The organism is Archangium gephyra (assembly GCF_042230915.1).
In the GTDB taxonomy this organism is placed as follows: domain Bacteria; phylum Myxococcota; class Myxococcia; order Myxococcales; family Myxococcaceae; genus Archangium; species Archangium gephyra_B.
Map to the genome: position 1 here is coordinate 2,992,817 of NZ_CP102578.1, position 19,919 is coordinate 3,012,735.

18 protein-coding genes are annotated in these 19,919 nt (G+C 71.6%); 13 read left to right on the forward strand and 5 right to left on the reverse strand.

All coding sequences use genetic code 11. The features are described from left to right. Window positions 1-33 precede the first annotated feature (33 nt). The gene (apaG, locus tag NR798_RS12025; protein WP_375771597.1) at window positions 34-417 is read left to right on the forward strand and encodes a Co2+/Mg2+ efflux protein ApaG; all 384 of its coding nucleotides are present in this window, start codon (window positions 34-36) and stop codon (window positions 415-417) included. 6 nt (window positions 418-423) lie between these two features. Beyond that, window positions 424-1,506: a ferrochelatase gene (gene hemH, locus NR798_RS12030; RefSeq protein WP_375771598.1), complete on the forward strand. Its 1,083-nt coding sequence runs from the start codon at window positions 424-426 to the stop codon at window positions 1,504-1,506. Here hemH and NR798_RS12035 read toward each other — a convergent pair. Continuing rightward, complete coding sequence (locus NR798_RS12035) at window positions 1,451-2,431, reverse strand: hypothetical protein (protein ID WP_375771599.1); 981 nt, start codon at window positions 2,429-2,431, stop codon at window positions 1,451-1,453. The two genes, hemH and NR798_RS12035, sit on opposite strands and share 56 nt — an antisense overlap. A 123-nt stretch (window positions 2,432-2,554) precedes the next feature. After that, window positions 2,555-3,517, reverse strand: coding sequence for an L-threonylcarbamoyladenylate synthase (locus tag NR798_RS12040; protein WP_375773751.1), 963 nt, complete (start codon window positions 3,515-3,517; stop codon window positions 2,555-2,557). A gap of 35 nt (window positions 3,518-3,552) precedes the next feature. On the opposite strand from NR798_RS12040, the gene NR798_RS12045 reads away from it, so the two are divergent. The 5 genes from NR798_RS12045 to NR798_RS12065 are packed head-to-tail and all read left to right on the forward strand — an operon-like array spanning window position 3,553 to window position 9,386. Then, on the forward strand, window positions 3,553-4,962 hold the full coding sequence (locus NR798_RS12045; RefSeq protein ID WP_375771600.1) for a TIGR01777 family oxidoreductase: 1,410 nt from the start codon (window positions 3,553-3,555) through the stop codon (window positions 4,960-4,962). A 14-nt stretch (window positions 4,963-4,976) separates the two neighbouring features. Next, window positions 4,977-5,912 carry an ABC transporter ATP-binding protein gene (locus tag NR798_RS12050; protein ID WP_375771601.1) on the forward strand — a complete coding sequence of 312 codons (936 nt, stop codon included), beginning with the start codon at window positions 4,977-4,979 and terminating at the stop codon, window positions 5,910-5,912. After that, window positions 5,909-6,634 (forward strand): ABC transporter permease, encoded by a 726-nt coding sequence (locus NR798_RS12055; RefSeq protein ID WP_375771602.1) that lies wholly within the window; start codon window positions 5,909-5,911, stop codon window positions 6,632-6,634. Before NR798_RS12050 ends, NR798_RS12055 begins: the two co-directional genes overlap by 4 nt. Continuing rightward, complete coding sequence (locus tag NR798_RS12060; protein WP_375771603.1) at window positions 6,631-8,433, forward strand: Gldg family protein; 1,803 nt, start codon at window positions 6,631-6,633, stop codon at window positions 8,431-8,433. The genes NR798_RS12055 and NR798_RS12060 overlap by 4 nt, the downstream gene beginning before the upstream one ends. Further along, the gene (locus NR798_RS12065; protein WP_375771604.1) at window positions 8,430-9,386 is read left to right on the forward strand and encodes a hypothetical protein; all 957 of its coding nucleotides are present in this window, start codon (window positions 8,430-8,432) and stop codon (window positions 9,384-9,386) included. The genes NR798_RS12060 and NR798_RS12065 overlap by 4 nt, the downstream gene beginning before the upstream one ends. 42 nt (window positions 9,387-9,428) lie before the next feature. Here NR798_RS12065 and NR798_RS12070 read toward each other — a convergent pair whose 3' ends face one another. Together NR798_RS12070 and NR798_RS12075 are read right to left on the reverse strand one after the other, a co-directional pair. Beyond that, window positions 9,429-9,833 carry a response regulator gene (locus NR798_RS12070; RefSeq protein WP_375771605.1) on the reverse strand — a complete coding sequence of 135 codons (405 nt, stop codon included), beginning with the start codon at window positions 9,831-9,833 and terminating at the stop codon, window positions 9,429-9,431. Beyond that, window positions 9,830-11,149 (reverse strand): sensor histidine kinase, encoded by a 1,320-nt coding sequence (locus NR798_RS12075; RefSeq protein ID WP_375771606.1) that lies wholly within the window; start codon window positions 11,147-11,149, stop codon window positions 9,830-9,832. Before NR798_RS12075 ends, NR798_RS12070 begins: the two co-directional genes overlap by 4 nt. A gap of 224 nt (window positions 11,150-11,373) precedes the next feature. Between NR798_RS12075 and NR798_RS12080 the strand changes: the two genes are divergently transcribed. From NR798_RS12080 to NR798_RS12095, 4 genes are read left to right on the forward strand one after another with little or no spacing between them, the layout of a single operon-like run. Continuing rightward, the gene (locus NR798_RS12080) at window positions 11,374-12,882 is read left to right on the forward strand and encodes an FAD-dependent oxidoreductase (protein WP_375771607.1); all 1,509 of its coding nucleotides are present in this window, start codon (window positions 11,374-11,376) and stop codon (window positions 12,880-12,882) included. 30 nt (window positions 12,883-12,912) lie between these two features. Then, on the forward strand, window positions 12,913-13,629 hold the full coding sequence (locus NR798_RS12085; protein WP_375771608.1) for a TIGR02269 family lipoprotein: 717 nt from the start codon (window positions 12,913-12,915) through the stop codon (window positions 13,627-13,629). 4 nt (window positions 13,630-13,633) lie between these two features. Then, window positions 13,634-14,362, forward strand: a complete 729-nt coding sequence (locus tag NR798_RS12090; protein ID WP_375771609.1) for a double-CXXCG motif protein — start codon at window positions 13,634-13,636, stop codon at window positions 14,360-14,362. Window positions 14,363-14,415: 53 nt separating this feature from the next. Next, window positions 14,416-15,132, forward strand: a complete 717-nt coding sequence (locus NR798_RS12095) for a DNA-3-methyladenine glycosylase family protein (protein WP_375771610.1) — start codon at window positions 14,416-14,418, stop codon at window positions 15,130-15,132. 51 nt (window positions 15,133-15,183) lie between these two features. On the opposite strand, the gene NR798_RS12100 is transcribed toward NR798_RS12095, so the two are convergent. Further along, entirely contained in the window at window positions 15,184-15,876 is a 693-nt protein-coding gene (locus NR798_RS12100) for a phosphoribosyltransferase (protein ID WP_375771611.1), read from the reverse strand. Between the two features lie 150 nt (window positions 15,877-16,026). Between NR798_RS12100 and NR798_RS12105 the strand changes: the two genes are divergently transcribed. Both NR798_RS12105 and NR798_RS12110 read left to right on the forward strand, forming a co-directional pair. After that, window positions 16,027-18,444 (forward strand): DEAD/DEAH box helicase, encoded by a 2,418-nt coding sequence (locus NR798_RS12105; RefSeq protein ID WP_375771612.1) that lies wholly within the window; start codon window positions 16,027-16,029, stop codon window positions 18,442-18,444. A gap of 12 nt (window positions 18,445-18,456) precedes the next feature. Beyond that, window positions 18,457-19,863 (forward strand): ribonuclease H-like domain-containing protein, encoded by a 1,407-nt coding sequence (locus NR798_RS12110; RefSeq protein WP_375771613.1) that lies wholly within the window; start codon window positions 18,457-18,459, stop codon window positions 19,861-19,863. The last annotated feature ends 56 nt before the right edge of the window (window positions 19,864-19,919 follow it).

The following is a 19,919-nucleotide window of genomic DNA, read 5'->3' on the forward strand; positions in this document are numbered from 1 at the left end:
GCGTCCGGGCGGCGGGCCAGCCAATTGTGTGGCATGTCCTCCGTTACCACCGAAGGCGTCCGTGTCACCGTGAAGCCCACGTTCTGGCCGGAGCGCAGCGCCCCCGATTCCCACCAGTACGCCTTCATGTACACGGTGGAGATCCTCAACGTGGGCGGCGAGCCCGCTCAGCTGCGCAGCCGCCATTGGATCATCACCGACGCCACGGGGAAGGTGGAGGAGGTGAAGGGCGATGGGGTCGTCGGCAAGCAGCCGCGCCTGGCCCCCGGGGAGCGCTTCGAGTACACGAGCTGGGCCCAGCTCCGCACGCCGTTCGGCTCCATGAGGGGCTCTTATACGATGGAGCGCCCGGACGGCCGCCAGTTCGAGGCCCGCATCGGCGAATTCGCCCTCACACAACCCCATTCCCTGCACTGACCCGTCATGGCACGCAAGGGACTGCTCCTCGTCAACCTGGGCACGCCGGATGCCCCCGAAACCGGCCCCGTCCGCCGCTACCTGCGCGAGTTCCTCAGCGATCCGCGGGTGCTGGACATCCACCCCGTGGGCCGCTGGCTGCTGCTCCACCTCATCATCCTGCCGTTCCGCTCGCCCAAGAGCGCGCACGCCTACCGCACCATCTGGATGGAGCAGGGCTCGCCGCTGCTGGTGCACTCCAAGGCCCTGACGGCGGCGGTGGCCGGGCGGCTCTCCGGCGAGTACGAGGTGGAGCTGGGCATGCGCTACGGCAACCCGTCCCTGCCGGACGCGGTGGCGCGGCTGCGGGCCAAGGGCGTCACGGAGTTCACCGTGCTGCCCCTCTATCCGCAGGAGGCCGCGTCCTCCTCGGCTTCGTCCCTGGCGCGCACCTACGAGGTGCTGTCGCAGCCCTGGGACGTGCCCAACGTGCGCGCGGTGCCGGCCTTCCACTCGCACCCGGCCTTCCTGGACGCCTTCACCGAGGTGGCGCGCCCCGTCATCTCCGGCATGCGGGCGGACCACGTCCTCTTCAGCTTCCACGGCGTGCCCGAGCGCCACGTCCGCAAGAGCGATCCCTCCGGCCGGCACTGTCTGGCCTCGCAGGGGTGCTGTGACGTGCTCACCGACGCCAACCGCCACTGCTACCGGGCCCAGTGCTTCGCCACGGCGCGGGGGCTGGCCAGCCGGTTGGGGCTGGCACCTGAGGGCTGGAGCGTGTCCTTCCAGTCCCGGCTGGGGCGCACGCCCTGGGTGAAGCCGTACACGGACGTGGTGCTGCCGGAGCTGGCCGCGCGCGGGGTGAAGCGCCTGGCGGTGATGTGCCCGGCCTTCGTCGCCGACTGCCTGGAGACGGTGGAAGAGGTGGCCATCCGCGGGCGCGAGCAGTTCCTCGCGAGCGGGGGAGAGGAGCTCAACCTCGTCCCCTCGCTCAACGCCCACCCCGCCTGGGTGGACGCCGTGGTGCGGCTGGTGCGCGAGTCGGAGGCGGCGGCTACTTCTTCGCCTGCGGCTGCAGCAGCTCCGCAGGCACCGAGTCGAGTGGGGTGAGGCGCAGCGTGCGCTCGCCATCGGCCGTGCCGGGCAGGGTGGTGCCCTCGGTGCGCGTGGTGAGCGTGGCCTCCCAGGAGCGCCAGCGGCCCGCCTTCACGAGGAACTCGCCCCGGCCCTTCACCCGCATCTCGGCGAGGGCGGACTGCTCGCCCTTGGGGGTCTCGTCACCGTCCTCGTGGTCCTCGTGGGCCGCGTGCTTCTTGGGCCGCATCGCCTCCTGCACCGAGGGGCGGGGCGCGCGCAGCGCTCCGGAGAGGCTCTCGGACAGGTCGTACTCGAGCGTCGCCACCTGCTCCCCGTTCTCGCCGGGGGTGAGCGCGGTGAGCTTCACCTGGTTGCGCCGCTCGGCCTTCTTCTCGACGAAGCCCGGCACGGAGCCCAGGTCCACCAGATCCGTCCCCAGCGCCCAGGTGGCCTCCGGGCCCACGGGGTCTCTCGGCAGCTCCAGCACCAGCACCGCCGTGTTGCGCAGCGGCCCGGTCAGCCCGTCCATCACGAAGCCGCGCTCGCTCATGGTGCCCTGGTCCGCCTCGCCCGCGCCCTGCGGGACGATGCGGAAGGCGTAGTCCCCCGACTCGGTCTTCTGGAGGACGAAGATGGCGTCCGTCTGGCTCGGGCCCGCCGAGGCCGGAGCCTCCTTGTCCTTCTTGCCCTTCTTGCCCTTGGCGGGGGCTGGCGCGGACCCGGAGCCGGTGGTGGTGAGGCGGAAGGCGGTGGGCGCGTCGAGCTTCCAGCGCAGCACCACCTTGGAGGGGTCCGGCGGCGGCTCGGCGGCGGCCGGCTTGGGGGCCTCGGCCTGCTTCGCCGGTTCGGCGGGCATGTCCGCCGGGCGGGGGATGGGGGTCATCTCGCCGACGGGCTCATCCTTACAGGCGGAGGTCAGGCAGAGGGCGGCGAGCAGGCCGAGGGTGCGCCGGTTCAAGACATGGCTCCTGGTCATGGAAGCAGGGGGGCTGCGGACTTCTGTGTTCAGGAGTCTACGGCAGGCGGACCGCCGGGTGCACGTCAGCTGTGGCCGGGACGCCGGGGACACCGCCGCACCGCGTCAGGAGCGGGGAGCGGCAGCGCGGGACAGCCGGTCCCTCACGGCGATGCCCAGGCCCTCGGCGCGCGGCAGGCAGGCGACCAGCACGTCATGGCCCTGCTCATCTGCCTCGCGCAGCCGGGTGTAGAGGGCACGCGCGGCGCCGGCCGGATCCTCCGGCACGTCGTAGCGGGGGACGCCCGGGGGCAGCATGAGGCTCGGAGGGCCCAGCACCCCCACGTTGTGTCCCCGGGCGCGCAGGGACGTCACGCGGGAGGCCACGTCCGCGGGCTCGGAGAGCACCACCCCGGCCCGGGGCGCGTAGTGGGAGGCGAGGCTGCCCGAGACGCGCACCGTGGCCGAGGTCCGCACCGGCACCTTGCGCCCGAGGACGCGCTCGAGCTCCTCCACCGCGAGGCCCCCGGGGCGCAGCACCGCCGGCTCCTTGCCGCTCAAGTCGACGATGGTGGACTCCACGCCCACCGTGCACGGGCCCCCGTCGAGGATGAGGTCCACCTCGTCCCCCAGGTCCGCCCGCACGTGCTCGGCCGTGGTGGGGCTCACCCGGCCGAAGCGGTTGGCGCTCGGCGCGGCCACCCCTCCGCCCAGGGCCTCCAGCACCGCCAGGGCCACGGGGTGGTTGGGGACGCGAAGGGCCACCGTGTCCTGGCCTCCCGTCACCGCGTCCGTGGCGCGCGGGGTGCGCGGCAGCACGAGCGTGAGGGGCCCCGGCCAGAAGGCCTCCGCGAGCCGCCAGGCCTCCTCGGGGACGTGGCGGGCCCAGGAGGGCAGCTCCGCGGCTCGGGCCACGTGGACGATGAGGGGGTGGGTGGCGGGGCGCCCCTTGATGGCGAAGACGCGGCGCACGGCCAGCTCGTCCTCACAATTGGCCGCCAGTCCGTAGACGGTCTCGGTGGGCAGGGCGATGACGCCGCCGTGCCGGAGGGTTTCCACTGCCCGCGTGAGGATGTCCGGGGTAAGCATACCTGTCGGGCGCAATCTGGCTCCCGGAGGGGACAATGGGCAAGTCACAGGTGTTCGAGGCGCGCAGTGAGATGCCCGTGGGCGCCGGGGAAGTGTTCGCCTGGCATGCCCGCGAGGGAGCATTCCAGCGCCTGACACCCCCCTGGGAGCCAGTCGAGGTGGTGGAGCACCAGGGGGACGGCATCCGCGAGGGCGCCCGGGTGGTGCTGCGCATGAAGATGGGGCCGGTGCCGCTGCGCTGGGTGGCGCGGCACACCCGCTACATCCCCGGCTCGCTCTTCCAGGACACGCAGGAGTCGGGGCTCTTCGCCCGGTGGGTGCACACCCATCGCATGTGGGACGAGCCCGCGGGCGGCGGGGTGCTGGAGGACGAGGTGGAGTACGCGCTGCCGGTGGGCGTGCTCGGGAGGATGGCGGGCGGGGGCTACACGCGGCGGCGGCTGGAGCGGATGTTCGCCTACCGCCACGCGGTGACGCGCGAGGATCTGCGGCGCCATGCGGCCTTCGCCGGGCAGCCGCCGCTGACGGTGGCGGTGAGCGGCGCGTCGGGGCTGGTGGGCGGCGCGCTGGTGCCCTTCCTCACGACGGGCGGCCACCGGGTGCGGAGGCTGGTGCGGGGTCGGCCCCAGGCGGGGGACATCGCCTGGGCCCCGGGCAAGGGCGAGATGGACATGGTGGCGCTGGAGGGGGTGGACGCGGTGGTGCACCTGGCCGGAGCGCCCATCGCCGAGGGGCGCTGGACGGAGGAGCGCAAGGAGCTCATCCGCCGCAGCCGCGTGGAGGGCACCCGGGTGTTGTGCGAGTCGCTCGCGCGGCTGGCGCGTCCGCCGAAGGTGCTGGTGAGCGCATCGGCGATGGGCTTCTACGGCAGCCGGGGCGACGAGGTGCTCACCGAGTCCAGTCCGCCCGGAGAGGGCTTCCTCGCGGACGTGACGCGCGAGTGGGAAGCGGCCACCGCCCCGGCGGAGGAGGCCGGCATCCGCGTGGTACACCTGCGCCTGGGCGTGGTGCTGGGGGGGACGGGGGGCGCGTTGGCGAAGATGCTGCCCGCCTTCCTGGCCGGAGCCGGCGGCCGCATCGGGGATGGGCGGCAGTGGATGAGCTGGGTGTCGCTGGAGGACGTCATTGGCCTCGTGCATTTCGCCCTGTTCACCCCCGTCCTGCGCGGGCCCGTCAACGCGGTGGCGCCCCACGCCGTGCGCCAGGAGGAGCTGGCCCGGACGCTCGGACAGGTGCTCTCGCGGCCGGCGGTGATGCCGCTGCCCGCCGCCGCGGTGCGGGCCGCCTTCGGAGAGATGGGCGAGGAGACGCTCCTGCTCAGCTCCCACATCCGCCCCGAGGTGGCCGAGCGCCAGGGCTTCACCTTCCTCCACCCCACGCTGGAGCAGGCCCTGCGCTTCACGCTCGGCAAGACGAGCGAGGGGCCACGCTTCCGCCACGGCTGACGGAGAACGCCGCGATGATCCACGTGGAGGGGCTGACCCGGTACTACGGCGGCCACGCGGCCATCCGGGGCCTCTCCTTCCGCATCGAGCGGGGCGAGGTCATCGGCTTCCTGGGGCTCAACGGCGCGGGGAAGACGACCACCCTGAAGATTCTCGGGTGCGTGCTGCTGCCCACCTCGGGGCGGGCCGTGGTGGACGGTTACGACGTGGTGGGCCACCCGCACGAGGTGCGCCAGCGCATCGGCTTCCTCCCGGACACGCCCCCGCTCTACGACGAGATGGGGGTGGGGGAGTTCCTCGCCTTCGTGGCGAGGCTGCGCGGCGTGCCCTCGCGCGAGGTGGCCGCCCGCGTCACCGAGGCCGAGGAGAAGACGGGCCTGCGTGACGTGCACGGCGCGCCCATCTCCTCGCTGAGCCATGGCTACCGGCAGCGCGTGGGCGTGGCGCAGGCGCTCGTGCACCGGCCGGCGTTGCTGTTGCTCGACGAGCCGGGCAGCGGGCTGGATCCCCGGCAGATGGTGGAGATGCGCACGCTCATCCGGGGGCTGCGGGGCGCGGAGCAGACGGTGCTCGTCTCCAGCCACTTGCTGCCGGAGATCAGCCAGACGTGTGACCGGCTCCTGGTCATCAAGGACGGGGAACTGGTGGCGCAGGGCACCGAGGAGGAGCTGGGCCAACGGCTGGGAAGCGGGGGCTTCATCGAGGTGGAGGTGCGGGGCGGGCGGGAGCGGGTACTGGCGGCGCTCGCGGGCGTGGGGCCGGTGCGGGTGGTGGACGAGGCGGAGGGTGTGGTGACGCTCCGGGTGGAGGCGCCGGCGGAGCTGCGGCCCAGGGTGGCCCAGGCGGTGGTGGGGGCGGGCCTGGAGCTGCTGCGGCTGGACCGGGGGGCGGAGAAGCTGGAGGCGCTCTTCCTGCGGCTCACCCAGGGCGGGGAGGAGGCCGCGCCATGATGCGGACGCTGCTGATTGCCCGCCGGGAGCTCGCGGCCTACCTGCGCACCTTCCAGGGCTACCTCATCATCGCCATGGTGCTGGCGGTGGATGGGCTGATCTTCAACGCCTTCGCGCTGGGCGGGGTGAGCAAGCGCTCCTCGGAGGTGCTCTCGCTCTTCTTCCAGTTCTCCAGCGGCACCACGATGGTGGCCTCGGTCTTCATCTCCATGCGGCTGCTGGCCGAGGAGCGGCAGGCGGGCACCCTGCTGCTGCTGTACTCCTCGCCGGTGAAGGACCATGAAATCGTCCTGGGCAAGTTCCTCTCGGCACTGGCCTTCCTGGCGCTGATGACGCTGGCCACGGTGTTCATGCCGCTGCTGGTGATGGTGCACGGCAAGCTGTCCCTGGGCCACATCGCCGCCGGGTACCTGGGGCTGTTGCTGCTGGGCAGTGCGTCGCTGGCCATTGGCACGTTCGGCTCGGCGCTGGCGCGCAACCAGGTGCTGGCCGCCGTGCTCTCCGGGTGCATGCTGGTGGCGCTGCTGACGTGCTGGCTGCTGGCGCGCATCACCCAGCAACCGCTCTCGGACGTCTTCAGTGCGCTGGCGCTGTGGAACCAGCACTTCCAGCCCTTCCAGGCGGGCGTGGTGCACGTGCGCGACGTCGTCTACTACCTGCTCGTCACCTACGTGGCCCTCTTCGCCGCCACGCGGGTGCTCGAGGCGCGGAGGTGGCGATGAGCCTCCGGCCCAACCCCTGGGTGTCCGTCCTGTACGCGGTGGGCCTGCTGGCCGTCTTCCTCGGCGAGCGCGCGGCGGGCGCGGGCCCGGAGCGGCTCGTGCTGAGCGGACTGGGGCTGGGGCTGGTGGGGCTCGCGGTGGCGTGGCGCGGGGTGAGGGTGGGGCGGGCCTCGGGCGACTGGCGGGTGCTGGAGCGCTGGCTGCTCGGCCTCTTCCTGCTGGGAGGGCTCGGCCTGGCGCTCTACTTCCTCCAGGCGCGCGCGCGGGGTTCCACGGCGGTGGTGCTGGGGGCGCTCTTCCCCGCGCTGCTGGCCACCACGCTGCTACCGCTCGGGTTGGTGGAGCTGGCGGCGGCGGCCATGGCGCGAGCGCCGGTGCTGCAGTTGGGCAGGGTGCGCGCCGCGCTGGGCTCGGGGCTGGGGCTGGCCTTCGCGCTCATCTTCGCCTTCTCGTCCATGTACGTGGCCACGCAAGCGGATGTCTCGTGGGATCTGGCGTACTTCCGCACCGCGAGGCCGGGCGCCGCCACGCGACTGCTGGCACGCCGCCTCCCCGAGCCGGTGCGGGTGACGCTCTTCTTCCCCCCCGCGAACGATGTGCGGCAGGCCCTGGAGCAGTACTTCCGGGAGCTGGCGCGGGAGTCCGGGTACCTCGAGGTGGAGGTGCTGGACCAGGCGGTGGAGCGGGCCCGGGCGAAGGAGCTGGGCGTGGGGGAGAACGGCTCGGTGGTGTTCAGCCGGGGCCCTCGCCACGAGCGGCTGAAGGTGCCGCTGGAGCTGGAGCGTGCCCGGGCGCAACTGCAGCGGCTGGACGAGGACGTGTACCGGCGGCTGCGCGTGGTGTCGCGTCCCCGGCGGGTGCTGTACCTCACGGCGGGGCAGGGCGAGCGGGGCCTGCAACCGCAGCCGGCCACGGCCCTGGAGAAGGCGCGGCCCGGCCTGTCGCAGCTGGAGGAGTGGCTGCGCGTGCTGAACGTGGAGGTGCGCACGCTGGGCATGGCCGAGGGGCTGGGGACGGAGGTTCCTCGCGACGCGGCGGTGGTGGCGGTGGTGGGGCCCGAGCGGGACTTCTCCCCGGAGGCCTTCGCCTCCCTGCGCCGGTACGTGGAGCGTGGCGGGCGGCTGTGGCTCGCGCTGGAGCCGGACGGGCCCGGCCTGGAGCCGTTGCTGGAGCCGCTGGGGCTGAAGCTGCTGCGCGTGCCGCTCGCCAACGAGCTGCGCCACCTGCGGATGAGCCACCAGCAAAGCGATCGGGGCAACCTGGTGACGGCGAGCTTCTCCTCGCACGCCTCCGTGGGGACGCTGGCCTCGTTGGGCAGTGACGCGGCGATCGTCTTCACCGGCGCGGCGGCCCTGGAGTCCGTGCAGCCCCTGCCCAAGGGGGTGGTGCACGATGTCTCGGTGCGGGCGCCCGCGGAGACCTTCCAGGACACCAACCACGACTTCACCCCCGACGAGGGCGAGCCGCGGCGGGCCTGGCCCCTGGTGGTGGCGGTGCAGAAGGCCGGTGTGTCGGGGGCCTCGCCCGCGCGCGTGGTGGCCATGGGCGACTCGGACGTGATGAGCGATGCGGGCCCCCGCGCCTATGGCAACCCCTACCTGCTGATGGACACGGTGCTCTGGCTCCTCGGTGAGGAGGAGCTGGCGGGCGTGCTCTCCAACGAGGAGGACGTGCCCTTGCAGCACACCCGCCAGCAGGACGTGGTGTGGTTCTACTCGGCTGTCTTCCTGGCGCCCGCGCTGGTGCTGGGGGCGGGCTTCCTCGTGACGCGGCGGCGGAGACGGAAGGGGGCGCGATGAGGGCGCGGGGCGTGGTGCTCCAGGGCGTGCTGGCGGCGGCGGGACTGGCCGCGGCCTTCTTCGTCTGGCAGCGGGAGCCGGCCGGTGCACCCGGTGAGGTGGTGGTGCTGGATGCGCCGAAGCGGGCGCTGGCGCGTGTGCGCTACGAGGATGCGTCCGTCCAGGTGGAGCTGTTCCGCGAGGGCAATGAAGACGGCGCGCTGTGGCTGCGGCTGGGGACGAAGCCGGTGACGGCTCCTCCGAGGGAGCTGCGCGCCAACGAGACGGCGGAGCAGCTCTTCGGCCGCTTCGCGCCGCTGCGGGCCACGCGGAGCCTGGGCGTGCTGGATGCGGAGTCCCTGGCCGAGGTGGGGTTGAAGGACAGCCCCCGGAAGCTGGCGGTGACGCTGGCCAGCGGCGAGCACACCTTCACCCTGGCCGCCCCCGCGATTGGCTGGGGCAGCCCGTACCTGCGGCGCGAGACGGACGGGCACGTCTTCCTCCTCCCGCCCTCGTTGCTGCCCGACCTGGAGAACGCCGCCCACCGGCTGGTGGACCGGACGCTGCACACCTTCGGGCCTGGCGAGTACGACACCCTCACCGTTACCTCCGGGAGCACCTCGTGCACCTTCCTCGTCCGCGCGCGGGCGCAGAGGCCGGCGGAGCTCCTGCCCCGGGGAGCGCCGGACTCGCCGGATGAGCCGGCCCGCAGGTGGCACGAGCGCGTGTGGCTGCTCGCGCCAGCGCAGGCGGACTTCCTCGGCCGGGGAGAGGTGCCTCCCGGGGGCGAGCCTCGGGAGGCCTTCCGCGTGGAGTACCAGCGGGGAGCGCAGCGCATCGGCCAGCTCACGGTGGCACGCGGCGCGGGCGGCGAGTTCTACGCACGCACCGAGTACACCGCTGGCTGGGCGAAGCTGCCTCCCTGGGCGGACTCCATCGTCCTGGAAGCGGAGAAGGTGGCCGCGGGGCGCTGAGGGGCTCCGCGGCAGGTGCCGGGCGCCACGGGGCCCGTGCGGCTACGCGGCGGGCGCCACGGTGGCCAGCACGCGCTGCACCTCGCGCACCAGCGCGTCCGGCAGGCACGGCTTGGTGACGTAGGCATCGCAGCCGGCGTCCTGGGCCTCGCGCGAGTGTCCGTCCAGGGCATGGCCGGTGAGGGCCACCACGGGGATGGAGCGCGTGCGGGCATCGCTCTTGAGGCGGCGCGTGGCCTCCCAGCCATCCATCACCGGCAGGGACAGGTCCATGAGGATGACGGAGGGGTGCAGCGCGAAGGCCTTCTCCACGGCCTCCAGCCCGTTGCGCGCCTCGGCCACGCGGTAGCCGGAGTACTCGAGGTACTCCGCGTACATCTCGCGGGCATCCTGGTAGTCATCGACGATCAGGACGAGGGGCGCGGTGTCGTTGCGAGGGCTGTTCATGTCCGCCTCGTGCGTCGTGGAAGGTGCAGCGTGAACGTCGAGCCCTGCGCCACGGCGCTCTTGAGCGAGATGCGCCCATCGAGCATGGCCGCCAGCCGCCGGCAGATGGAGAGCCCCAGGCCCGTTCCGCCATAGGCGCGCGTGGGCGAGCTGTCGACCTGCTGGAAGTCCTCCCAGATCTTCTCCTGGTGGATGGGATCGATCCCGATGCCCGTGTCCTCCACGGCGATGTGCAGCGTGGCCGTGGCCACCTCGTACGAGGCCAGCACCTTGACCGAGCCCTCGTGGGTGAACTTCAGGGCGTTGGACAGGAGGTTGACGACGATCTGCTTCACCTTCTGACGATCGCTGTACACCGCGGGCAGGTTGGGATCCAACGCCGCGCTCACCGCCAGCTTCGAGCGCACGATGATCGGATCCAGCTCGGCCATGACCTCCTGGATGAGCTCGGGCAGCCGGAACTCGGACAGGTGCAGCGGCATCCGGCCCGCCTCGATGCGGGTGATGTCGAGGATCTCGTTGATGATCTCCAGCAGGTGGCGGCCGTTGGAGTCGATGCGGGTGAGGCTGCGACGCTGGGGCGTGGCGAGCTCGCCGTTGACGCCCTGCAACAGCATGTTGGTGTAGCCGAGGATGGCGTTGAGCGGCGTGCGCAGCTCATGGGACATGTTGGCCAGGAACTGCGACTTGGCGGCGCTGGCCTGCTCGAGCTGGATGGCCTGACGGCGCAGCAGCTCGTTCTGCGTGGCGAGCTCCTCGGTGGCGGCGTTCACCCGGGCGGCCAGCTCGGAGGAGGCCTCCTCGAGCCGCGCGAGCTGACGGGCCTTGTACAGGCGCGTGAGGTGGACGCCCAGGTGGCCGGCGACCCACGGCGCGTCAGGGGAGAGCACGGGCTCGGGAGCGGCCACTAGCAGCAGCCCGGGCGCGGGCGTGCCCGCGATGGCCCGGCCGAGCGACAGGGTGAAGAGGCCCTGGCTCGACAGCGGCAGCTCCGGTGGCAGCTGGCCGGGGTGGAACCAGCGCGGCTCGCTCCACTGGAGGGCTTCCACCAGCGGGTGCTTCGCGTCGTGCAGGGCGAGCGTGAAGCCCTCGGGCGTGGGCAGGCCATGCCAGGTGAGCGGCACCAGGCAGTGCGAGTCCGACTCGTCGGGCGCGAGGCACAGCACCTGGTTCACGTGGGCGTGGTGGACGAGCCACGCCACCGCAGCCTCGGCGCAGATCCTGGCATCTTCGCAACCGAGTAGCAGCTCGGCGAAGGCGAGTCGCGCCTCGGGGCCGGGCGCGGACGGCGACGGCAGGGCGGCGGTAGATGGCAAGACGCGGCGCTCCAGGGTCCTCGGGAAACAGGTCGAAGAGTTACTAGTCAGTAGAGCAGAGGATCCCCACGGTTGTGTGTCAGCTGCCCCCAATGGCCAACATCCTTGGGACCCGGGTGTTGGTTCTTGCACATCCCGAGGCTTCAGTGGAGGACAGGCAGGCAGGCGTGGACGCCCGGCTGCTCGCCCTACCGCCCCCCGGGCTCGTTCCTAGCCTTTGGGACATGGTGGAAGAGCGCACGCACAAGTCGTTGTGGACGGTGTCGGCCCCGGCGCGGCGCTACCCGGCGCTGCAGGGGGACCTCGAGGTGGACGTGGTGGTGATTGGCGGAGGGCTCGCCGGGCTCACCACGGCGTACCTGCTCAAGCAGCAGGGCAAGAAGGTGGCGGTGCTGGAGATGCACCGGCTGCTGACGGGGCAGACGGGGCAGACGACGGCGCACCTCACCGAGCTGCTGGACACGCCCTATGCGACGCTGGCCGCGGACTTCGGGGAGAAGGGCGCGCGCCTGGCGGCCGAGTCCACCCGGGCCGCCATCGAGCAGATCGCCGGGTTGGTGGAGCGGCTGCGGATTTCGTGCGGCTTCCAGCGGGTGCCGGGCTACCGCTATGCGGAGACGGAGCGGGAGGCGTGCGAGCTGGAGCGCGAGGCGTCCGCGGCGCGGCAGGCGGGGCTGATGTGCGCGCTGACGAACGAGGTGCCGCTGCCGTACCCGGTGACGCTGGCGCTGCGGGTGGAGGATCAGGCGCAGTTCCACCCGCGCGAGTACCTGCTGGCGCTCGCCGAGGGGATTCAGGGGGACGGCAGCTACGTCTTCGAGGAGACGCAGGTGACGGAGCTATACGAGGGGGTGCCGTGCCGGGTGCACACCCCGCGGGGCATCCTCACCTGCCGGGACGTGGTGGAGGCGACGACGACACCGCTCAACCGCGTCTTCCTGCACTCCAAGCTGTACGCGTACCGGACGTACGCGGTGGCGGGGCGGCTGGAGGGTCCGCTGGAGGCGGGGCTCTATTACGACAGCCAGGATCCGTATCACTACATCCGCACCCAGCGGGTGGAGGGCGTGGACTACGTCATCGTCGGAGGCGAGGACCACAAGGTGGGCTCCGAGGAGGACACGGATCGCCGCTACGAGGCGCTGGAGACGTACACGCGGCGGCGCTTCCCGGTGACGCGGATCGACTACCGCTGGTCGGGCCAGGTCATCGAGCCGGCGGACGGGCTGGCGTACATCGGACGCAACAGCAACTCGCGTCACGTCTGGGTGGCCACGGGGTTCTCGGGCACGGGCATGACGTTCGGGACGCTGTCGGGGATGATCCTGACGGACCTCATTCTGGGGAAGCAGAACCCGTACGCGGCGCTGTATGACGCGACGCGGGTGAAGCCGAAGGCGGGGGCGAAGGACTTCATCCAGGAGAACGCGGAGGTGGCCTTCCGCTTCGTGGCGGACCGGCTGGCGAAGCCGGACGTGCACGAGCTGTCCGAGGTGCAGCCGGGAGAGGGCCGCATCGTGGAGGTGGAGGGGAAGAAGGTGGCCGTCTTCCGCGAGGAGAGCGGGGCGGTACATGCGGTGAGCCCGGTGTGCACGCACGTGGGGTGCTACGTGCACTGGAACAAGGGCGAGCGCTCGTGGGATTGCCCCTGCCACGGGTCACGCTTCAGCCCGACGGGCGAGGTGCTCAACGGCCCCGCCGTGAAGCCGCTGCCGTCGAAGAAGATCCGCTGAGCCGGGGCAGCGGCCCGTAACATGGGCCGCATGAGTTCCCTGTGCTCCAGGACGATTCTCGCGCTCCTCGGCCTGCTGCTGAGCGCCTGCGCCACCTCGGCGCCCGCCATGCGCGAGGACGTCGAGGCGCCCGAGGCCGTGTCCTCCTCATGGGACGAGGCCCGCGCGGACCCGACGTGCGTGGTGCCGCTGTGCGATGAGGCGCGCTGTGCCATCTGGCGCTGCCAGGACGTGGCGCAGGGGGACGTCCACCCCGTGCTCCTGGCCCAGGCGGTGGTGCCGCAGGCGGAGACGGCGCTCCCCATGCCCCTGGGGCCGGGTCCCAGCGCGAGCCGCTGGTGGGGGCACCCGCTGGCCGAGCCCCACTCCGCGGCCCCCGTCTTCGAAATCCCCTGGCACAACTGGAAGACCCGGGAGTTGAGCGCGCGCAGGCTCTACCTCAGCCAGTGCCTCATCTCACGGGAGCCCTTCGAGAAGCACCACATCTTTCCTCAAGAAGAACGCTTGGCCAAATGGTTCGAGAGCAGGGGCATCGATATCCATGCTTACACCATTCGTGTTCCTAAAAGCTTTCATGGATGGCTGCACAGCGGAGGACCCCGGGGGGGACAATGGAATGAGGCGTGGCGGCAGTTCATGGATGAGAATCGCATTATCGCTACCGCGGAGGACATGTGGCGGTTCGCGGGCGAACTCATGACGCGGTTTGGCGTGAACGGGCCCCTCGTGCCCTACTATTGCGATTGAGCATATGGCGAGTGCACGCATACGATACTTTGTCATCAAGGAAGATAAGTCCGCGGGTTACACGGGCTTCGTTGATGCGGCGAACAAGTGGATGCTCCCTGGCATCCTCAACTGCCCTGTTTGTAAGGCTACGTGGGGAGGCGGTTTCTCGTATCCTTGCGTGGACTTGACCCCAGTGGCCGCCCTGGCCGATTTCGAAAAGGCCCGGCCCGAGCCCATCGAGGAATATGAACGGCTGTGTGAGCTGATACGTCCTCTGCTGCCCCCTGGTGCACGTTTGCAACCCGGGTCGGAGTTTGGCCCCTCCATCGGCAAGGCGCAGGGGCGCTTCGGGTCGTTCGTCATGAACTACTCCTGGATATTGATGGTGCAGCGTGAGGCACTGGAGAAGCTCCAGGCCGAGAGTCTGCGAGGACTCAAGGGCTGCCGTGTTCAAGTGCGCTTCCGTCAGCGCAACTCTCCCGAGTTGTTCGAGTTGGAAATCCTCCCCATGGGCCGCTTGCATCGGGATTGCCTGCCCCCGGATTACCAACCTCCTTGCTCGCGCTGTGGCCGGGGCTTCGTTCCGCTGCCCGATGACTTCCTGCTGGATGCCACCACGCTTCCGAGGGACATGGACTTGTTCCGGCTGGAGGACTTCTCCCAGGTGATCGTCTGCACGAAGCGCTTCGCCGACGCTAGCAAGCGCCTGGGCTTGGACGGCGTGGTCTTCCAGCCCCTGCCGGTGAAGTAGGGCGCATCAAGCCTGTTGCTGCGCGGGGCGCGCGCGGGTGGCACGATGGGCCCATGCCCGCCGCGACCGCTCGTGCCCTTCCCACCACTGACGCCCTGCCATCCGCCGACAGCCTCCTGCCCGAGGGCTTCACGCCCGCTGCGCGCAGGATGCTGGTGAAGGCGGACCCGACGCTTGGCGCGTTGATGAAGCAGGTGGGGCCCTTCCGCATGAAGGTGAATTCCATCCAGAGCCCCTTCCTGGCGCTGGCGGAGTCCATCGTCTACCAGCAGCTCACGGGGAAGGCGGCGGCCACCATCTTCGGGCGCGTCTGCGAGCGCGTGGGCAAGGGGAAGCGCTTCACGCCGGAGGCGGTGCTCGCCCATCCGGTGGAGGGCCTGCGCGAGGCGGGCCTGTCCGGCGCGAAGACGGCGGCACTGCGGGACCTGTCGGCGAAGGCGCTGGAGGGAGAAGTCCCCACGCTGGCCCGGGCGAAGCGCATGAGCGACGCCGAGCTGGTGGAGCACCTCACGAAGGTGCGTGGAATCGGGCAGTGGACGGTGGAGATGCTGCTCATCTTCCGGCTGGGCCGGCCGGACGTGCTGCCGGTGGACGATTACGGCGTCCGCAAGGGCTTCATGCGCACGTATGGCCTCGAGGAACTGCCGCGCCCGAAGGAACTCCTGGCCTACGGCGAGCGCTGGCGCCCGTGGCGCTCGGTGGCGAGCTGGTACATGTGGCGCGCGCTGGAACTGGAGAAGCCGGCTGGCTCCGGAGGAGGGAGGGCCTAAGAGGTTCCCAACGCGAATCCGTGCCATGTCCCCTCGCCCTCCGGGAGAGGGCTAGGGTGAGGGTATCGAGGATCCCAGGTTGCCCCCGTGGCTGTCCCAGGCCCGCGTCAACAACGCACGGACCTCCGCATCCGATACATCCCTGTAGCTCCCATACCCGCCTGGCACGGAGACGAAGGGCTCGGGCCGGGAGCAGCAGACGACCTCCTCGAACGCACCGTCCAGCAGGTGCAGTGCCTCCTCGGAGGCCACGGGCACAGCGGCCACCAGCGCGCGAGCCCCGGCCCTGCGCAGCAGCCCGGCGGCGCGCCGGAGCGCCACTCCCGCGACCGTGCCGTCATCCACGACCACCACCCTCCGCCCCTCGAGCGAGGCCATGGGCGCACCCGGCCGCATGGCGCGCACGCGCTGGCGGAGTTGCCGCCGGGCGCGGGAGATGGCCTGCCCGAGCGCCTCGTCGGAGAGGCCCAGCGCGTTGAGCGTGGCGTCGTGGAGCTGCAACGCCGCGGGAGATCCGAGCCACCCGAGCGTCACCTCGCGCCGGGGCGGACCCATCGCATGAAGGACGGGCTGGACGACTGCGAGGTCCAACGGCGCCCTGAGCGCCCGTGCAATCTCGAATGCCACGGGAACGCCACCGTGGGGCAGCGCGAGCACCGTGACGTCCTCGCGCCCGGCGAGGTGCGGGAGGGAGCGGGCCAGCGTCTCACCGGCCTCGGTCCGGTGGCGGAAGGGGGCATCCATCTGCGCACAACGTGCGGTGTGCGTCCAGGTGCCGCAACGCGGCGAATCCACCCGCGCGTCCATGTCACGACGCTTGCCAGCCACCTGTCCGGGAGGGAGTGCGCTCGCGCGTTGCCTCGCCGGGTGCACGTCTGTACAGTGCCCGGCCCCATGAAGCGAGAGAAGGAAGAAGGCGCTTTCACCGGCTCCCGGCGCAAGCCCTGGTCGGGTCCCCGCGGTCTCGACGCCGTCCTCCACGGATGGCGCGAGGACAGACAACTCTCGCCCAACTTCGTCCTCGACGAGGTGACGCCGGCCCGCTCCGGCTCCTACGCGCCCATTCCCGCGGAGGTGGCGCCCCAGGTGCGCGAGGCCCTCCAGCGCCGCGGCATCGAGCAGCTCTTCTCCCACCAGGCCGAGGCCTACCAGCTGGCGCGCTCCGGACGCAGCCTGGTGATCGCCACGCCGACGGCCTCGGGCAAGAGCCTCTGCTACAACCTGCCGCTGCTGGACCGTTTCGCGCGGGAGCCGGGGGCGCGCGCCCTCTACCTCTTCCCCACCAAGGCGCTCTCGCGGGATCAGGAGGAGTCGCTGCGCGTCTTCATGCGCGAGGCGGGCCTGGAGCACGGCGCCATCACCTTCGACGGGGACACGCCGGGAGACGCACGGCGCGCGGCCCGTGAGCGCAGCGGCGTGGTGCTCACCAACCCGGACATGCTGCACACGGGCATCCTCCCGCACCACGCCAACTGGGCGCGGCTCTTCTCCAACCTGCGCTACGTCGTCATCGACGAGCTGCACACGTACCGGGGCGTCTTCGGCTCGCACCTGGCCAACGTGTTGCGCCGGCTGCAGCGCGTGGCGGCCTTCCACGGCTCGTCGCCGGTGTTCGTCCTGGCCTCGGCCACCATCGGCAACCCGAAGGCGCACGCCGAGCGGATGCTGGGCCGCGAGGTGGCGCTCGTCTCCGAGAGCGGCGCGCCCGCCGGTGAGCGCCGCGTCATGGTCTACAACCCGCCGGTGGTGAACGCGGAGCTGGGCATCCGCGCCAGCTACCTCAAGAGCGCGGTGCGGCTGGTGTCGGACCTGGTGCGGGCCGAGGTGTCCACGCTGCTCTTCGGCCAGTCGCGCAACAACATCGAGGTGATGCTCAAGTACCTCCGCGACCAGTTCATCGCGGACAAGATGGACCCGAACCTCATCCAGGGCTACCGCGGCGGCTACCTGCCGGGGACGCGCCGGGCCACCGAGGCCGCCATGCGCGCCGGCGAGGTGCGCTGCGTGGTGGCCACCAACGCGCTGGAGCTGGGCATCGACATCGGCTCGCTGGACGCGGTGGTGTGCGCGGGCTACCCGGGCTCGGTGGCGGCGCTGATGCAGCGCTTCGGCCGCGCGGGACGCCGGGGCGCGGGCAGCCTCGCGCTCCTCGTCACCTCCAGCGCGCCGTTGGACCAGTACCTCGCGGGGGAGCCACGCTCGCTCACCGGCGCCCCGGTGGAGCACGCGCGCATCGATCCGGACAACGTGGAGATCCTCGTCCAGCACCTCAAGTGCGCCGCCTTCGAGCTGCCCTTCGAGGAGGGTGACACCTTCGGGGACGTGCCGGCCGAGTCCACGGCGGACGCGCTCGGCTTCCTCGCGCAGCACGAGGTGGTGCACCCCACACCGGGTGCCGAGGGCAAGAAGATGTTCCACTGGTCCGCGGACGCGTACCCGGCCAACCACGTGTCCCTGCGCAGCGTGGGCTGGGACAACGTGGTCATCATCGAGCTGGGCACGGACCGGACGCTGGCGGAGATGGACTTCCGCTCGGCGCACACGATGCTGCACGAGCAGGCCATCTACCAGCACGAGGCCGAGCAGTACCAGGTCGAGCGCTTCGACTACGAGAACCACAAGGCCTACGTGCGCAAGGTGGCGCCGGACTACTTCACGGACGCGATGACGTACGTGCGCGTCAACGTCATCCAGGAGGACCAGGGCGCCGCGATGAGCCCCTCGCTCCAGGCGGGCATGGGCGAGGTGAGCGTCATCGAGAAGGTGGTGGGGTACAAGAAGATCAAGTACCACACGCACGAGAACGTCGGTTACGGCGACGTGAACCTGCCCGAGATGCAGATGCACACCACGTCGCTCTGGCTCACCGTGCCGGAGACGGTGGTGCGCTCGCTGGGCGCGCCGAGGCCCGCCGTCATCGACGCGCTCCGGGGCATCGCCAGCGCGCTGCGGACGGTGGCCTGCGTGGGGTTGATGATCGACCCGAGAGATCTGGGCAAGACGCTCGGGAGCAAGGACGACGCGGACGGGCCGCCGCGCAAGGACGGCGGCGTGGGCTTCGACCCGACCATCTTCCTCTACGACAACATCCCCGGCGGGGTGGGGCTGGCCGCGCGCCTGTTCGACCAGCGCGATGAGCTGTTGCGGCGCGCCCGGCGGCTGCTCGAGTCGTGCGGCTGCGAGGACGGGTGCCCCGCGTGCATCGGTCCGGCCGCGGGCGCCATGCCGGGGAGCGCGCCGGTGGATGCCCACCCGCGCAAGCGGCTCGGTCTGGAAATCCTTTCGGCCCTCGGGGTCGTGGCCCTGCAGTAGGCGAGGTGCGCCGTGGACTTGAAACGCAAGCTGTCCCGGCTTGGCGGCATCGGTCCCGGCGGCAAGCCGGGGGCGAAGCCGTCTCCCGCTCCGCAAGCCGCGGAGGCCGAGGTGTCCGCCGCTCCCCCGGTGGAGGTGCCTCCCGCGCCGGTGGAAGCCCCCGCCACGGCGGAGCCCCGGAAGGAGCTGGATCCGCGCATCGTCGCGCTGCGAAGGATGCTCGGCGACTGGGCCGAGCGTCAGGGCGCGGCGGTGGCGCGCAGGGGCCCCTCCACGGCACCGCGTCCGGGTCCCCTGCCCGTGGAATCCCGGACGACACCGCACGGCCTCATCCACGTCTCCGAGCGCCTGCTCCCACCAGACCACTCCCACGGCAACGCCCCGCTCGCGGAGGCCCTGGACGTGGAGTCGCCGCTGGTGGCGAGCCTCGCGCTGCAGCCGGGGCTGGCGGGCGTGGACTTCCAGCGGATGCTCTTCCTGGACACGGAGACGACGGGGCTCGCGGGAGGCACGGGCACCGTGCCCTTCCTGGTGGGCCTGGCGTGGTTCGAGGGCCGCTCGCTCCGGGTGCATCAGCTCTTCCTCAACAAGCTGGGCGAGGAGGCGCCGATGCTGCGGGCGCTGGCCGCGCGCATGGCCGAGTCCTCCTGCCTGGTGACGTTCAACGGCAAGAGCTTCGACTGGCCGCTGCTGCGCACGCGCTTCGTGCTCAACCGCGTGAAGCCGCCCGCGGAGCTGCCGCACCTGGACCTGCTGCACTGCGCGCGCCGTGTCTTCAAGTACCGCGGCTCCGGGACGCGGCTGGTGCACCTGGAGGAGCAGGTGCTCGGCTACCACCGGGTGGGGGACGTGGACGGCTCGCTGATTCCGGACCTCTACTTCCGCTTCCTGCGGGGCGCGGACGGCTCGGCGCTGACTCCGGTGCTGGAGCACAACGCGAACGACCTGCTGCTGCTGGCGGCGCTGCTGGGCATGCTGGGGCGGCGCTTCCGGGCCAGCGGCGCCGAGGGCGAGGACCCGCGCGACTTGCTGGGCTTCGCGGGTGTGGCGCTCCGGGCGCGGGATTACGAGCGGGCCCACGCCTTCGCCCGGGCCGCCGCAGCGGGAGACACGGGCGCGGTGGGTGCCGAGGCGCTCGCGATGGCCTCCCGCCTGTCGCGCCGGGTGGGGGATGACCGGACGGCGGTGGCGAACCTGCAGCGGGCACTCGCCTCGGCGCGGGCGGACCAAGTGGCGCCCCTGCACCTGTCGCTGGCCAAGCTGTACGAGCACGGCCTCAAGGACCTTCCGCGCGCCCTGCACCACGCGCGGCTCGCCGCCCCCGCCGAGAGCTCCGACGCACTGCGCCGCCGCGTCGAGCGCCTGGAGCGCAAGCTTTCCCGGGGGTCACGCGAATACGCGTTGGACTTCGGCAAGTGAGCGCGAGCGGACGGAGCAATCCTCCCCGCGGACCCAATGCATTGTCAGACAGCGGG